Raw genomic sequence first — 14,597 nt, forward strand, 5'->3', positions numbered from 1 at the left:
CGGGCCGGACTGCCTTCCGACGGAACGGACCGGCTCGAACGGCTGTCCCCGCGCCGCCGGGAGGGTACGGTCTTCTCCGTGGGGATCGAGAGCGAACAGCTCGTGCTGGACTACCTCAGCCGGGTGGGAGACCTGGCGCACGGTACGTCGATGACGGCGGCCGAGCGCGCCAAACTCATCGGCGAACTGCGGTCCACCATCGAGCAGCGACGGGCCAGGGCCGAAGGTGTCGAGACGACGTCGTCGGTGCGGAAGATCCTCAAGTCGGTCGGGAGGCCCGAGGAAGTCGTCGCCTCCACCTCCGGCGGCGAGGTCACGATCCCCGAGCCGCGTACCGGCGACGGTTCGTCGACCGGCCGCACCTCCGTACGGGGCCTGGGCGCCCGCCTGTTCAAGGGGCGCGGCGAGGGCACCGGCGGCGCGGCACCCGCGGGCGGCTCCGGGCCGGGCGGCCCCGTCCCCCAGCAGCCCGCCGACGCGCCGACCGACCGGGACGCCCCCACCACGGGCATCGGGTCCGGTTTTCCCACCACCGGATCGCCGCCGCCGCATCTGGCCGGTATGGACGAGCTCTCCGCGGCCGAGTCCGACCCGGACTGGTGGCGCAACGACCCGAGTCCGTACATCAAGAAGAGCGGCGGCGAGATAGACGGCTTCATCGGCGGGATCGAGATCCCCGAGATGCTGAAGCCGCCGCCCAAGGAGGGCGTGGCCGGTGAGCAGCCGGGCGTGACTCGGGGGCTGCCGGCACAGGGCGGGGAGCCCGCGATCGAGCAGGACGTCCCGGCCGAGAAGGCCGAAACCCCGGCCGGGCAGGGGCTGTTGCGCCGGCTGCGCGGTGGTGGGCTGACCGCCGCGGGTGTGCCGCGCGCCGGTGGGCTGGTCGAGCTGGCCGCCGTGCTCACCCTCGTCGCGGGCGCGGCCCTCGGCAACCTCATCGCGCTCGGGCTCGGTTGGCTGATGGCCTGGTGGTCGCCGCGGTTGAGCCGCAACGAGGCGAAGTGGGCCGCCGCGGGCATGCCGGCACTGGTCGCCGTCGGCACCGCGGTGTGGCTCTGGGGCCGTGCGGGCGAACGCTGGGGCGAGCCGATCCCCGAGGGCGCACTCGGCGAGGTGCTGAACGAGAGCTACCCCTGGCTGCTGCGCACCGCCGCTGCCGCCAGCGCCGCCTTCCTCCTCTGGCGCGCCCGCCGCCCCCGCTGACCCCCTCCCGCCTCGCCGTCCCGCCACCGATCCGTCCCGCGGTCCACAGTCCCGCGTCGGCGCCCTGCCCCGGGTGCTTCGTCCGCGCGCCGACCCACCGTCGCCACCGGAAGCTCGCCCGCCGCCCGCCGCCCGCCGCCCGCCGACTGCCGACCGCCCGAGCGCGACGAACCCGCGCCGACGACCCGTGCGCTGCCCGTACGACCTGCCTTCCGGACAGCCCCGCCCGACCGGCGGACACGACTGCGGCGGCAGGGCGGAACGGCGGTACGGCGGCGCCGACGTGGTGCTGCACGTCAACGCCCCGCGTCCCATTGGCCGTTGACGCGCGCGGGGGCCGTCAGTCGGCGTCCGACCCGCCGGACCCGCCCGGCCCACCACGGCTCCGCGCCCCGCCTGCCCCCGGTATCCCGCCGCCTTCCGCTTCCGGGTCGGCCGCCTCGCCGACCTCGCCCGCCTCCTCCTCCGCCTCGCGAGAGCTGTGCAGGCGTCCGTCCTCCACGTGCACGATGCGCAGCTCCACGGCGTCCTGGTCGCGCTTCGCCCTTCCGCACAGGCCCACCGCGAAGTCGGACTCCGGTACGTTCGCCGGTACTTCGGTGGTGGCGACATGCGTCAGCACATCGGGGTGCCGGCCGGTGACCACCCAGCCGTCCGCGTCCCGGACCCCGATCACTCCGAAGTCCCCCGCGGGCGAGCCCGGGTGCACCGGCCCGAACTCCCGCAGCACGGCGGTGGCTTCGGCGCCGGGATCCCCACCCGGGGACGGCAGGACCACACAGGTGCCGTTCTCGTACAGCACCCAGGACTTCTGCGGGTCGGCGAGAATGCTCCGCCAAGTGGTGATGCGTGTCTCGGTGTCCATGCGGCCATCCTGCCGCCCGCCACTGACAGCGCCCGGCTCGATGCCGCTCGTCCGAAAGCGGGCCCGCCCGTCCGAAACCGGGCCCGGGACGGGCGTCGGAGGGACTCGACCGGCCTCGCGGCCCGCTGCCGCGCACCGGCACAATGGGGCGTATGCCGATACCTTCCGCCCAGCCGGCGCACGCCCCGAAGGCGGCGCACGACAGCCCGTCGACGCAGCCCGTGACCGTCGGGTTCGACCTGGACATGACGCTGATCGACTCCCGCCCGGGTATCAGGGCGGTGTACGAGCTGCTGGTCCGGGAGACCGGCACGCACATCGACTGCGATCTGGTGGTCAGTCGTCTCGGGCCGCCGCTGGAGGCGGAGTTGGCGCACTGGTTCCCCGCCGAGGAGGTGACGGCGCGGGCCGACCGCTACCGGGCGCTCTACCCGGACCACGCGATTGCGCCGACGCTGCCGATGCCGGGTGCCCGCGAGGCCCTGGCGGCGCTGGCGGCCGACGGCGGGCGGTCGATGGTGGTGACGGCGAAGAACGAACCGCACGCCCGGCTGCATCTGGACCACCTCGGCATGCGTCCGGATCTGGTGGTCGGCTCGCTGTGGGCGGAGGCCAAGGCGCTGGCGCTGCGCGAGCACGGCGCCGCCGTCTACGTGGGCGACCACCTCGGGGACATGCGCGGTGCCCGGGCCGCGGGCGCGCTGGCGGTCGGTGTCACGACCGGCCCGTGCGACGCGGACGAGCTGCGTGCGGCGGGTGCGGACGTCGTACTGCCGGATCTGCGGTCGTTCGCCCAGTGGTGGGCCGACTACCGGTCCTGACCGCTCAGCTGCACCGGACGGCAGCGGTCACCGGCGATCCGACCGGCAGCGGTCACTGAACAGGCCCGACTCGCGACCGGTCGACTCCACCGCGCGCCGGACTCGCGCGCGCCGGTTTCGCGACCGCCCGACTCGCGACCGGTCGACCGCCGACGGCGGCCGGGCCGGGGCTCGTCAGCCGGCCGAGGCGGCCCTGGTGCGGCGGCGCTGCACGGCCATCGAGCGGCCCAGGCCCGCGCCGGCGAGCGCGAAGCCGACGCCCATCAGCATCGAGACGACGTAGGCGGCGGCCGGGAACGGGTCGGTGCCGAGGAAGAACGGCACGAAGGTGATCAACGTCGCCACCGCGCCGACGACGAAGACGATCCCGCCGATCCGCACCAGCAGATCGCCCGGCTGGCGCCCGTGCTCCGTGTCGGCGGCCGTGACCTGCGCCGGAGTGGACGATTCGGCTGACAGCGGGGGCGTGCCCCCGGACACTGGTGTAGTACTCACCCTGCCAGGGTAGGCCGGGTGCAAGCACGACGAAGAACGGGCTGGGGGATCTTGCCAGCCGCCACAGGGAGATTAATCTTGGTGACAGCGGGTCCGCGGACCCGCTCTACTGCTCTTCAGGGTATTCATCGGCAGGTTTCAACGGCCGGGTCGCGACGAGGCGCCCCGGCTTTCCGGACGATTCAGGGGCGAGGACAGACGTGCCTACCGGCAAGGTCAAGTGGTTCAACACCGAGAAGGGCTTCGGCTTCCTCTCTCGTGACGACGGCGCGGACGTCTTCGTGCACTCGTCGGTGCTGCCGAGCGGGGTCGAGTCGCTGAAGCCCGGTCAGCGTGTGGAGTTCGGCGTCGTGGCCGGGCAGCGCGGCGACCAGGCGCTGTCGTTGACGCTGCTGGACCCCGCACCCTCGTTGGCCGCCGCCCAGCGGCGCAAGCCGGACGAGCTGGCGTCCATCGTGCAGGATCTGACGACCCTCCTGGACGGCGTCTCCCAGCAGTTGGAGCGCGGTCGCTACCCGGAGCGTGCACACGGCCAGAAGATCGCCGGGATGCTCCGCGCGGTGGCCGACCAACTGGACGTCTGAGGCCCGGTCGCACCACCCGGCCGCGGCCCGGCGCCGTTCCCGGAGCCGCATCCGCGCCGACCGGCCCGTCCACACCGCTCCACGAGCCCGTACCGCTTCACGAGCCCGAGCCGCGAGGCGGGCGTTCGGCGTCACGCGCCGGGCGCCCGCAGCGCGTCCGGTGGCAGTGACGGTACGAGCCCCTCCGCCGCCGCCCGGGTCAACAGCCCGCGCACCGCGGCGTATCCGCTCTCCCCGAGGTCCGCGGTGAACTCGTTCACATAGAGGCCGATGTGCTGCTGTGCGACCTCGGGCGCGAGCTCCTGCGCGTGCGCCCGTACGTATCCCGCGGACGCCTCGGGGTCCAGCCACGCCATGCGCACCGAGGTGCGGGCGGCGTCGGCGAGCGCGGCCAGGCGCTCCTCGCCGAGTGAGCGTTTGGCGATGATCGCGCCCAGCGGGATGGGCAGTCCGGTGCTCGACTCCCAGTGCTCGCCCATGTCGGCGAGCTGGTGCAGCCCGTACTCCTGGTAGGTGAAGCGGGCCTCGTGGATCACCAGTCCGGCGTCCACCCGGCCCTCGCGCACCGCGGGCATGATCTCGTGGAACGGCAGCACGACCACCCGGCCGACGCCGCCGGGCACCTTCTCCGCGGCCCAGAGCCGGAAGAGCAGGTAGGCGGTCGAGCGCTCGCCGGGCACCGCGACCGTACGGCCCGTCAGCCCGCTGCCGTCGCCGGGTTCCCGGCCCAGTACGAGCGGACCGCAGCCGCGGCCGAGCGCGCCGCCGCAGGGCAGCAGCGCGAAGTCCTCCAGCAGCCAGGGCAGCGCCGCGTACGACACCTTGAGCACATCCTGCGGGCACTGGTCGCCCTGCTCCGCGAGGGAGTTGGTGACGTCCACGTCGGCGAACCGCACGTCCAGCGGCGGCGCGTCCGGCACCAGTCCGTGTGCCCAGGCGTGGAAGACGAAGGTGTCGTTGGGGCAGGGGGAGTAGGCGATCCGCACCGTGTCCTCGTGCGGTCCGACGGAGTCCGTCATGGTCCCTCCAACTCGTACTTGCGGTGGCCCCCGTGTTTCTCGCGTTCTCCGCGTGCCCCGTGTTTTACGCGTGGCCCGTGGTCTCCGTGGGCCACGTGGTCCCCGGGGCCCGGGTGGTCCGGAGTCGAAGCCGTCCAACTGCCGAGCAGCGGCGCGGAGTCGGCGAAGACCGCGGTGAGTCCGTCGAGTGCCTCGCGGATGCGCCAGCCGCCGCGGTCGCGGGGGCCGACCGGGTTGGAGACCGTACGGATCTCCAGCACCGGCAGCGCCAGGAGGGCGGCTGCCTCGGCGACGCCGAAGCCCTCCATGGCCTCACCGACCGCGCCCGGGTGGCGGGCGGCCAGCGTCCGGGCGCGTTCGGCGCTGCCGGTCACGGTGGAGACGGTGAGCAGCGGACCGAACGCGGCGCCGCAGACGTCGGCGACGGCGCGTGCCAGGGAGAGCGGTACGGGGTGGGAGCCGGTGCCGAAGCCGAGCCCCTCGACCGGGGTGAACCCGCCCTCGGCGCCCGGGTTCTCGGCGCCCAGATCGGCGGCGACGATCGCGGAGGCCACCACCGGGCCCTCGGTGACCGGGGCGAACCCGCCGCAGATTCCGGCCGAGACGACCAGCCCGTACGGCCGTCCGGCCAGCTCGGCGCGGGTCAACTCCCGTGCGGTGGCGGCTGCGGCCGCTGCGGGGCCGACGCCGCCGGCGACCACCTCGAACCGTTCCGGGGCACAGCCCGCGGCCACCGCGTCCCGCTCCTGCGGAACAGCGGTGACCACCAGGGTGCGCACGTGCCGGGCGGCTGCGGGCGGTTGTTCGCTCACGCGGGTGTCGCCGGCAGTCGCGGGCGAGGTGTCAGTGGTCCTTCTTGTTGAGCGTGAAGTTCCAGACGCCGTACGGGTCGCCCTTCTCCTTGTCGCGCTCGACGACGACCAGCTCGCTCTTGTCCGGGAGCAGGCTCAGGTCCAGGCCCTCGGTGGTGGCGTAGGTCTTCTTGGTGAACTGGACCAGCTTCGCGGTCTGTTCCTGGCCGCTCTGCGGGTTCTGGATGGTGCCCAGCACCTCCCAGCCGCGCTCGGCCACCTCGGGCTCGACACCGATCCGAAGGGTGTCGCTGCCGGTGAAGTCGATGGACTTGGACTTCGCCTCGGCGGCGCAGACCTCGAAGGCCTTGTTGCCCATCTTCTTGCCGTCGTTGTCGCACATGTCGTGGCTGTGCACGCTGGTGCTGCCGACGGTGATGGTGGTGACCGGCTTGGGCTTTTCGCAGCCGGAGACGGCGACCACGACCAGGCCGGCGGCGCCCACGGCACATGCGGTACGGATGCTGCGGCGGACCCGACCGGGAGAGAGCATGCTCGTCATGGGCGCAGGTTATCGCTCGCCGATGATCAGGCCACGCGCGGGTGGGGTGTGCCGCGGCGTGCGGCGGCCAGCAGCGCTCGGACCGACAGCAGCGCACCGGTCGCCACCAGAGCCGCGCCGACCCCGAGCCCGAGCGGGCCGAGCAGCGGCAGCGAGATGCCGACGGCGCCGCCGAGGACCCAGGACATCTGCATCAGCGTCTCCGAGCGGGCGAAGGCCGAGGTGCGGAAGTCCTCGGGCACATCGCGCTGGATGAGGGCGTCCTGGGAGAGCTTGGCCAGCGCCTGGCACAGGCCCGCCGTGCCCGCGAGCACCGCGACCACGATGCTGCCGTAGAGCAGCGCGGCCAGCACCGCCACGGTGGTGACGAGGATCAGCACCAGCACGATGTTCACCTCCGGCGCGCGTCCCTTGAGCCAGGCGCCGACCGCGGTGCCCAGCGCGTTGCCCGCGCCCGCGGCGCCGGCCACCAGGGCGAGCGAGTAGGCGGCGTTCATCCCGCTGAACGGCTCCTCGCGCAGCAGGAAGGCGAGGAAGAAGGTGAGGAAACCGGAGAGGGCCCGGATCGAGGAGTTGGCGATCAGCGCGTTGAGCACCGAGGAGCCGACGGTCCGCAGCCCCGGGCGGGCGGCGCGGCGCCGGTGGCCGGGGCTGTGCTTCGCCAGCCAGGGCTCGCTCTCGCCGGCTGCGGCGGCGAGCTTGGCGCGCCGCTCGCCCTTGGCCGAGTCGACCATGTGCGGCAGGCTCAGCGACAGCAGCATTCCGGCGGCGAAGATCACGAACGCGCCGTACAGCGGCCACTGCGGTCCGATCTGGTGGAGCCCCGCGCCCACTGGTGCCGCCGCGCCGGTGGCGAGCAGACCGGCAAGCGTCACCCGTGAGTTGGCCTTCACCAGCGAGACGCGGGGCGGCAGCAGCCTGGGCACCACCGCCGATCTCACGACGCCGTACGCCTTGGACGCCACCAGCACGCCCAGCGCCGCCGGGTAGAGCTCCAGACCGCCCCCGGCCACCGCGCCCGCGAGCATCAGCGCCAGCAGCGCCCGCGCGGCCATCGCCGCGGCCATCGCCGCTCTGCGGCCGTGCGGGAGCCGGTCCAGCAGCGGCCCGATGATCGGCGCCAGCAGGACGAACGGCGCCATCGTCACCGCGAGGTAGAGCGCGACCCTGCCGCGGGCCTCGCCGGTCGGCACCGAGAAGAAGATCGTCGAGGCGAGCGCGACGGTGATCATCATGTCGCCCGCCGAGTTCACCGCGTGCAGCTCGATCAGCTTGCCGAGCCCGCTCTCGCCGGCGCCCTCCGCGTGGGTCGCCCGGCGGATGCGACGGCCGACGGCCGCCGACGGCCGGTGGATCGCGCGCCCGATCAGCCGGGCGAGCGCTGCCACCGGGGCGGCTCGTCCGGGCTCCCGTTCCGTCAGACGTGTGGCGCCCACGCCGTTCAGTCTGCCCCAGCGACACGTTCCTGACCCGCAAGCGGCGGCCGGGCTTCGCCGGTTGTGGGCGCGCGGAACTTCGACGGCCGGCGAAACGCGCCCCGGCGTGCGCTCCCGGGCACGCGCGGCGGCGGCGGGCAGGGCGGTGGAGGCCGTTCCGGTGTGAAGATGTCCGCACATCGACGGGACGGCCAGGCCACGCCTGGCCTGCCGTGGGGTAGCGTGGGAGGGCAGTGCGCCACGCACAGTCCGGCGACGGTTCGGGTGGGCGTCGCAGCGGTCCGCCGGTCCGCTCCGCCTCCACGACCAGCCGGGTTCGGCGAGCCGGCGCACTCGCGAAACGGCGTAGGAGAAAAGATTCTTGTGAGTGCTGCGATGCGAAGGCGTACCCCGGACCGGCTGTGCGCCGAGGCCGTCGAGTTCGCGCGGGAGGCGGCCGAGGAGGCCGCGTGGCCCGGCAAGCCCGGTGACCACCTCGGGCTCAGCGCCGACGGCGACCGTGTGGTCACCCATCTCTTCGAGTGCCTGGACGCGGGCTATCGCGGCTGGCGCTGGGCGGTCACCGTCGCCCGCGCCTCCCGGGCGAAGAACGTCACGCTCGACGAGACGGTGCTGCTGCCGGGCCCCGGCGCGGTCCTCGCGCCCGAGTGGCTGCCGTGGAACGAGCGCCTGCGCCCCGGCGACATGGGCCCCGGCGATCTGCTGCCCACCGAGCCCACCGATCTGAGGCTGGAGTCCGGTTTCACCGGCGAGGACAGCCCGCCGCCCAACTCCGTTCTGGCGGAGGAGAGTTGGCGGCACGCTCCGGCCGACGGCCCGTCCGCCGGAGCCGAGCGCCCGGAGAGCACGGAAGCCCCGGGCGCGGAGCCCGCGGACGGCGAGGCCGGACGGGCCGGGTCCGAGTCGACCGGGTCCGGGTCGGCCGACGACGGTCCGCGGGTCGGTGCGGTGCCGCGGGTCGCCGAGATCGGCTACGTCGCGCAGGAGATCGGGATGACCCGGCCGCGGGTGCTCTCCCGTTTCGGACTGGAGCTCGCCGCGGAACGGTGGGAGGAGAGCTACGGGGCCGGTACGCCGATGGCGCAGGCCGCGCCCGCGTCCTGCGTCACCTGTGGTTTCTGCGTGCCGCTGGCCGGCTCGCTGCGGCAGGCGTTCGGCGTCTGCGCCAACGAGTTCGCGCCCGCCGACGGCCGGGTCGTCGCGTTCGACTACGGCTGCGGCGGCCACTCCGAGGCGGCGGTCATGCCCAAGCCCGTGCGCCCGCCGGAGCCGGTGATCGACGAGACCAGGGTCGACGAACTCTCCCTCGGCGAAGGCTGATTCGACTCCGGTCCGAGCGGGACCGGGTGCTGCCGGGGTGTGCGGGAGCGCCGTCCCGGTGCGTGGCCGGGGCGAATGAGGGGATGCGTCCCGATGCGCCCGCCGCCCGTCGTGCGCGACCCGGCCGCCGGGAGCGGTGCCGCGGGCCGCTGGCGGTACGGTCACCGCATGGCTGAAGACCTGTTCCGTACCGCCGCGCTGCGCCGCCGTGTCCTCGACGCGTGGGCCGCCTCGTCCGCCCGCTTCCGCGAGGACGCCAACGCGGAGGAGGACCTCGCGCTCGGCGGCTACCGGGACCGACTGATCGTCGAGCTGGCCCAGAACGCCGCCGACGCCGCCGCTCGCGCGGGCGTGCCCGGGCGTCTGCGGCTGGAGCTGCGGGACGGCGCGCTGGTCGCCTCCAACACCGGCGCCGCACTGGACGCGGCCGGTGTGGAGTCGCTGTCGACGCTGCGTGCCTCGGCCAAGCGCGACGAACCGTCGACCGAGGGCCCCACCGTGGGCCGCTTCGGTGTCGGTTTCGCCGCGGTGCTCGCGGTCAGCGACGCCCCCGCCGTGGTCGGTGAACAGGGCGGCGTGCGCTGGTCGTTGACCGAGGCCCGTGCGATGGCCGCCGAACTCCCGGAGCTGGCGGATGAGTTGGGCCGCAGGGACGGTCATGTGCCGCTGCTGCGGCTGCCGTTGCCGACCGACACCGGCCTGCCCGCGAACGTGCCCCACCCGGTCGCCGAGGGGTTCGACACCGCCGTGGTGCTGCCGCTCCGGGACGACTCCGCACGGGAGTTGACCGTCCGGCTGCTCGACGCGGTGGACGACGGGCTGCTGCTCTCGCTGCCCGGCCTGACCGAGGTCACGGTCAGCACGCCCGACGGCAGCCGCACCCTCTCCCGGCGCGAGGAAGGCCCGTACACCGTGATCGGCGACCGGCGCTGGCGAGTGGCCCGGCAGTCCGGCACCACCGCCGCCGAACTGCTCGCCGACCGGCCGGTGGAGGAGCGCAATCGTCCCTTCTGGTCGGTGACCTGGGCCGTACCGGTCGACGGAGCGGGCGCGCCGGTGCCCGCGCCCACCGCGCCGTACGTCCACGCGCCCACTCCCACCGACGAGCCGCTGGGACTTCCCGCGCTGCTCATCGCCTCCTTCCCGCTGGAGCCGACCCGTCGCCGCGTCGCGCCCGGTCCGCTGACCGACTTCCTCCTCGTGCGCGCCGCCGAGACCTACACGGAGCTGCTGCGCGAGTGGTCGCCGGTCGCCGACGGCACTCTCGACCTGGTGCCCGGCCCGCTCGGTCGCGACGAACTCGACGGCACCATCAGGGAGTTGGTGCTGCGGGCGCTGCCCGACACCGCCTTCCTCGCCTCCGCCGCCCGCACCGAGGACGGCGAGCCCTACGCCCTGCGTCCGCGCGAGGCGGAGCTGGCCGAGGGGGCGGGGAGCGCCACCGTGGCGGCACTGTCCGACCTGCTTCCGCAGCTGCTGCCCGCCGGCCTGGAACGACGCCCCGAACTGCGCGCGCTCGGAGTCACCCGGGTCCCGCTGGGCGAGTTGATCGACCGGCTGGCCGGCGTCGAACGCCCGGCCTCCTGGTGGTACCGGCTCTACGACTCGCTGGCCGGCGTCGACCCCGACCGGCTGACCGGCCTCCCGGTCCCGCTGGCCGACGGCCGCACCGCCATCGGCCCCCGCCAGGCCCTGCTGCCGCTGCCCGGCGGGTCCGACCACGAGGAAACCGGCCGGGGAGTTGACCACGGCGGGGGCGGCCACGGCGACTCCGACGCTCGGGGCGGTGGCGCCCCGGCGGCGCTCGCGCCGTCCCGGCTCGCCGCGCTCGGGCTGAAGGTCGCACACGCGGACGCCGCTCATCCGCTGCTGGAGAAGCTCGGCGCCACGCCCGCCGCGCCCCGTGCCGTGCTCACCACGCCGCAGGTGCGCGCGGCGGTCGCCGCGTCCCTGGAGGCGGAGGAGAGCTGGGACGACGGGCTGGACGACCAGGGCGCCCCCGATCCCGAGGAGTTGGCCGAGACCGTGCTCGCCCTCGTCGGGGCGGCGACCCTCGCGCCCGGCGACGAGCCCTGGCTCGGTGCACTCGCGCTGCCCGACGAGTACGGCGAGCTCCAGCCCGCCGCCGAACTGGTCTACCCCGGCAGCCCGTTCGCCGAGGTCGTACGGGAGGGCGAACTCCCGCTCTGCGACGCGGAGTTGGTCGCCCGCTGGGGACAGGGCCCGCTCACCGCGGTAGGGGTCCTCGCCGATTTCGCCCTGGTGCGCGCCCACGACGTGGTCCTGGAGCCGGACGAGCTGGAGCCGCGGGAGAGCGACTTCCCGGCCCCCGACGACGCCGGGCTGCTGGACGCCGTCGACGTCTGGTGCGAGGACGTGCTGGACACCCTGCCCGAGACCCCGGTGCCGCCGGTCGCCACCGAGGTGCTCGCCGTGCGCGACCTCGACCTGGTGGACGACGACCGCTGGCCGCAGGCGCTGGCGATGCTCTCCCGTCCGCCGCTGCGCGACGCCCTCACCCAGCGCGTACGGGTGCTGCTCCCGGACGGCACCGCCGAGTCCGTACGCCCGTACACCGCCTGGTGGTTGCGCGGGCATCCGGTGCTCGACGGACGCCGGCCGGCCGGGCTGCGAGCCGCGGGCGGCGATCCGCTGCTGGACGGGCTGTACGAGGAGGTGGACGCGCACGGCTTCGACGATCCGCAGGTCCTGCACGCGCTGGGCGTACGCACCACGGCGGCGGCGCTGCTCGACGAGCCCGGCGGCGCGGCCGAGCTGCTCGGCCGGCTCGCCGACCCCGAACACTCCGTCACACCGGGCCAACTCCACGCCCTCTACTCGCTGTTGGCCCGGCTCGACCCCGAAGAGGTCACGCTGCCGGACGAGTTGCGCGCGGTGCGCGACGGCGCGACGTGTGTGGTGGACGCCGCCGATGCGGTGATCGCCGACGCACCCGACCTGCTGCCGCTCGCGAACGGGCGGGCACTGCTGCCCGTACGCCCGGCGCTGGCCGCGGAGCTGGCCGCGCTGCTGGAGGTCGGACGGCTCAGCGGGGAGCTGCCCACGGATGCTCCGGCCGGCGGCGAGTGGCGCGAAGTGCCCGACGCCGTACGGGAGTTGCTGGGCGACCGCACCCCCGAGGGCTACTGGGAGCACGAGGAGCTGAACATCGGCGGCACTGAGCTGGACTGGCGGCTGCCGGCCGGGGGCGAACTGCACGCCGCGACCCTGGAGGGCGTCGCCGCCGGGCTGGCCTGGGCCGCCGGCCACTGGCCGCGCCGCTTCGAGCTGGCCGCGCTGCTGGAGGACGAGTCCCGCGTCGCGGAGCTGCGCACCGCCCGCTGGTTCGACTGACCGCACCCCGAGCCGCACCGCACTGCACCGGCCCGAGCCGTACCGAGCCGCACCGCGCCCGAGCCACACCGGGACCGGCCCGAGCCCGGCCGGTCGCCCCTTCCGTCCCGAGGACGAGGTGCGGGGGCGACCGGGCCAGGACGCGGTGTCCGGTGCGAGCCGTCCCGCCGGACCCGTCGCCGATCCCGTCCACGTCCCGTGCGCCTGTCCTGTCCGTCTGTCTCATCCACGCGTCTCATCTGACGGAATCGCCGCGGCGGGGCCCTGTGCCGGTACTACGCTGCCTCCGTGGCTGAGATCCGGATTCCCGATGACATCAAGCCCGCCGACGGACGCTTCGGCGCGGGCCCCTCCAAGGTGCGTACGGAGGCGCTGGGCGCCCTGGCCGCCACCGGCACCTCCCTGCTGGGCACCTCCCACCGCCAGGCTCCGGTCAAGGACCTGGTCGGCCGGGTGCGCGAGGGCGTGCGCGAGCTCTTCTCGCTGCCCGACGGCTACGAGGTCGTCCTCGGCAACGGCGGCTCGACCGCGTTCTGGGACGTGGCGACCCACGGGCTGATCGACAACCGTTCGCAGCACCTGTCCTTCGGCGAGTTCTCCTCCAAGTTCGCCAAGGCCGCCAAGCTCGCGCCCTGGCTGGCGGAGCCCTCCGTCATCTCCGCCGACCCGGGCACCCACCCGCTGGCGAGCGCCGAGGCCGGCGTGGACGTGTACGCGCTCACGCACAACGAGACCTCGACCGGTGTCGCGATGCCGCTCCAGCGTCCGGCCGGCGCGGACCAGGGCGCGCTGGTCCTGGTGGACGCCACCTCCGGCGCCGGCGGCCTGCCGGTCGACATCACGGAGACGGACGTCTACTACTTCGCGCCGCAGAAGTCCTTCGCCGCCGACGGCGGGCTGTGGATCGCGGTGTTCTCGCCGGAGGCCATCGAGCGCGCGGAGCGGATCGCGGCGAGCGACCGGCACATTCCGGCCTTCTTCGACCTCCAGGTCGCGATCGACAACAGCCGCAAGAACCAGACGTACAACACCCCGGCGCTGGCCACCCTCTTCCTCCTCGCGGAGCAGCTGGACTGGATCAACGGCCAGGGCGGGCTCGGCTGGGCGGTCGACCGTACGGCCGCCTCCTCGGCGACGCTCTACAGCTGGGCCGAGGCATCCAAGCTCGCGACGCCGTTCGTCACCGACCCCGCGCAGCGTTCGCAGGTGATCGGCACCATCGACTTCGACGACAGCGTGGACGCGGCGGCCGTCGCCAAGGTGCTGCGGGCCAACGGCATCGTGGACACCGACCCGTACCGCAAGCTGGGCCGCAACCAGCTGCGGGTCGCCATGTTCCCGGCGATCGACCCGGCCGACGTGGAGGCGCTGACGGTCTGCGTGGACCACGTCATCGAGCGCCTCTGACCCGAGGCCGGGGCGGACCGCCTCCGCCCGGGCGCTGACGACGACAGGGGCCGGTGCCCCGGAGCGATCCGGGACACCGGCCCCTGTCGCGCGTTCAGCGGGTCGGTCGGGTCGGTCGGGTCGGTCGGGTCGGCCGCGGTGGGAGCGACGACGGCCCGCGCCGCGGCCCGCTCACCGCGACCGACTGCACCGCCGCCCAGGCTGCTCCGGTCGTCCAGGCTGCTCCGGCCGTTCCTGCTGCTCCGGTCGTCGCGGCTGCTACGGCCTCACTCGCCGATCAGCCGCAGCTCGTAGTACTCCGCGCTGTCGAAGGTGAGCGCCGAACCGACCGGCAGCACCAGGCCGTGCATGAACGGGTGCCGCATGGCCAGTCTGCGGGCCGCGTACCGGGCGTCGAGGCCCTCCAGCAGCCTGGCCCGCGCCTTCATCGGCGCTCCGGCCGGCGTGCCGCCCAGCGTCGCGGGGGTGATCTCGACCTCCGGGTAGCGGTGGAGATGCTCGATCTTCTTGGAGCGTGCCGACGCTCGGACGTAGGCCCGGTCGCCCTCCACGGCGATGGCCTGGGCCGTACCCACCGGCTGGCCGTCGCGCTGGTAGGTGGTCAGCCGTACGCGGCTCTTCCGGGCGTACATGGCGAGCCCGGTTGTGGGTGTCGTCATGGCCGCCGCATACCCGTGACCGCTGCTCCAAAACTGACGTCCGCCGAGCGGCTTCACAACCGTGCCGCCACCCCGGGCGCG

General features: G+C 74.4%; 13 protein-coding genes. 6 read left to right on the forward strand and 7 right to left on the reverse strand.

Translation table 11 applies throughout. The features are described 5' to 3' along the window. The first annotated feature begins 78 nt into the window (after positions 1-78). The gene (locus MTQ01_RS04780; protein WP_247486999.1) at positions 79-1,203 is read left to right on the forward strand and encodes a hypothetical protein; all 1,125 of its coding nucleotides are present in this window, start codon (positions 79-81) and stop codon (positions 1,201-1,203) included. Between the two features lie 340 nt (positions 1,204-1,543). Here the strand turns inward: MTQ01_RS04780 and MTQ01_RS04785 are convergent, their stop codons facing one another. Beyond that, complete coding sequence (locus tag MTQ01_RS04785; protein WP_308294358.1) at positions 1,544-2,068, reverse strand: hypothetical protein; 525 nt, start codon at positions 2,066-2,068, stop codon at positions 1,544-1,546. Between the two features lie 152 nt (positions 2,069-2,220). On the opposite strand from MTQ01_RS04785, the gene MTQ01_RS04790 reads away from it, so the two are divergent. Then, a complete protein-coding gene (locus tag MTQ01_RS04790) occupies positions 2,221-2,889 on the forward strand; it encodes an HAD family hydrolase (RefSeq protein WP_282613141.1) in 669 nt (222 codons plus the stop codon). 174 nt (positions 2,890-3,063) lie between these two features. On the opposite strand, the gene MTQ01_RS04795 is transcribed toward MTQ01_RS04790, so the two are convergent. Next, the gene (locus tag MTQ01_RS04795; RefSeq protein WP_211039684.1) at positions 3,064-3,276 is read right to left on the reverse strand and encodes a hypothetical protein; all 213 of its coding nucleotides are present in this window, start codon (positions 3,274-3,276) and stop codon (positions 3,064-3,066) included. A 308-nt stretch (positions 3,277-3,584) separates the two neighbouring features. Here MTQ01_RS04795 and MTQ01_RS24880 point away from each other — a divergent pair, with 308 nt between their 5' ends. Continuing rightward, the gene (locus tag MTQ01_RS24880) at positions 3,585-3,968 is read left to right on the forward strand and encodes a cold-shock protein (protein ID WP_308294359.1); all 384 of its coding nucleotides are present in this window, start codon (positions 3,585-3,587) and stop codon (positions 3,966-3,968) included. A gap of 131 nt (positions 3,969-4,099) precedes the next feature. Here MTQ01_RS24880 and MTQ01_RS04805 read toward each other — a convergent pair whose 3' ends face one another. The 4 genes from MTQ01_RS04805 to MTQ01_RS04820 form a co-directional block, all read right to left on the reverse strand. Then, positions 4,100-4,987, reverse strand: a complete 888-nt coding sequence (locus MTQ01_RS04805) for a 1,4-dihydroxy-6-naphthoate synthase (RefSeq protein ID WP_247487000.1) — start codon at positions 4,985-4,987, stop codon at positions 4,100-4,102. Further along, positions 4,984-5,766: a futalosine hydrolase gene (locus MTQ01_RS04810; protein WP_247487748.1), complete on the reverse strand. Its 783-nt coding sequence runs from the start codon at positions 5,764-5,766 to the stop codon at positions 4,984-4,986. Before MTQ01_RS04810 ends, MTQ01_RS04805 begins: the two co-directional genes overlap by 4 nt. Positions 5,767-5,830: 64 nt before the next feature. Next, a complete protein-coding gene (locus tag MTQ01_RS04815) occupies positions 5,831-6,340 on the reverse strand; it encodes a hypothetical protein (RefSeq protein ID WP_247487001.1) in 510 nt (169 codons plus the stop codon). A 26-nt stretch (positions 6,341-6,366) separates the two neighbouring features. Then, positions 6,367-7,785 carry an MFS transporter gene (locus tag MTQ01_RS04820; RefSeq protein WP_374207638.1) on the reverse strand — a complete coding sequence of 473 codons (1,419 nt, stop codon included), beginning with the start codon at positions 7,783-7,785 and terminating at the stop codon, positions 6,367-6,369. A 366-nt stretch (positions 7,786-8,151) separates the two neighbouring features. Between MTQ01_RS04820 and MTQ01_RS04825 the strand changes: the two genes are divergently transcribed. The 3 genes from MTQ01_RS04825 (at position 8,152) to serC (ending at position 13,857) form a co-directional block, all read left to right on the forward strand. Continuing rightward, positions 8,152-9,096 carry a DUF3027 domain-containing protein gene (locus tag MTQ01_RS04825; protein ID WP_247487002.1) on the forward strand — a complete coding sequence of 315 codons (945 nt, stop codon included), beginning with the start codon at positions 8,152-8,154 and terminating at the stop codon, positions 9,094-9,096. 168 nt (positions 9,097-9,264) lie between these two features. Then, positions 9,265-12,450 carry a sacsin N-terminal ATP-binding-like domain-containing protein gene (locus MTQ01_RS04830; protein ID WP_247487003.1) on the forward strand — a complete coding sequence of 1,062 codons (3,186 nt, stop codon included), beginning with the start codon at positions 9,265-9,267 and terminating at the stop codon, positions 12,448-12,450. A 288-nt stretch (positions 12,451-12,738) separates the two neighbouring features. Further along, positions 12,739-13,857, forward strand: a complete 1,119-nt coding sequence (serC, locus tag MTQ01_RS04835) for a phosphoserine transaminase (RefSeq protein WP_247487004.1) — start codon at positions 12,739-12,741, stop codon at positions 13,855-13,857. A 266-nt stretch (positions 13,858-14,123) separates the two neighbouring features. On the opposite strand, the gene MTQ01_RS04840 is transcribed toward serC, so the two are convergent. Then, complete coding sequence (locus tag MTQ01_RS04840; RefSeq protein ID WP_247487005.1) at positions 14,124-14,516, reverse strand: pyridoxamine 5'-phosphate oxidase family protein; 393 nt, start codon at positions 14,514-14,516, stop codon at positions 14,124-14,126. Positions 14,517-14,597: the final 81 nt, after the last annotated feature.

Source organism: Streptomyces sp. XM4193 (assembly GCF_023072595.1).
GTDB lineage: Bacteria > Actinomycetota > Actinomycetes > Streptomycetales > Streptomycetaceae > Streptomyces.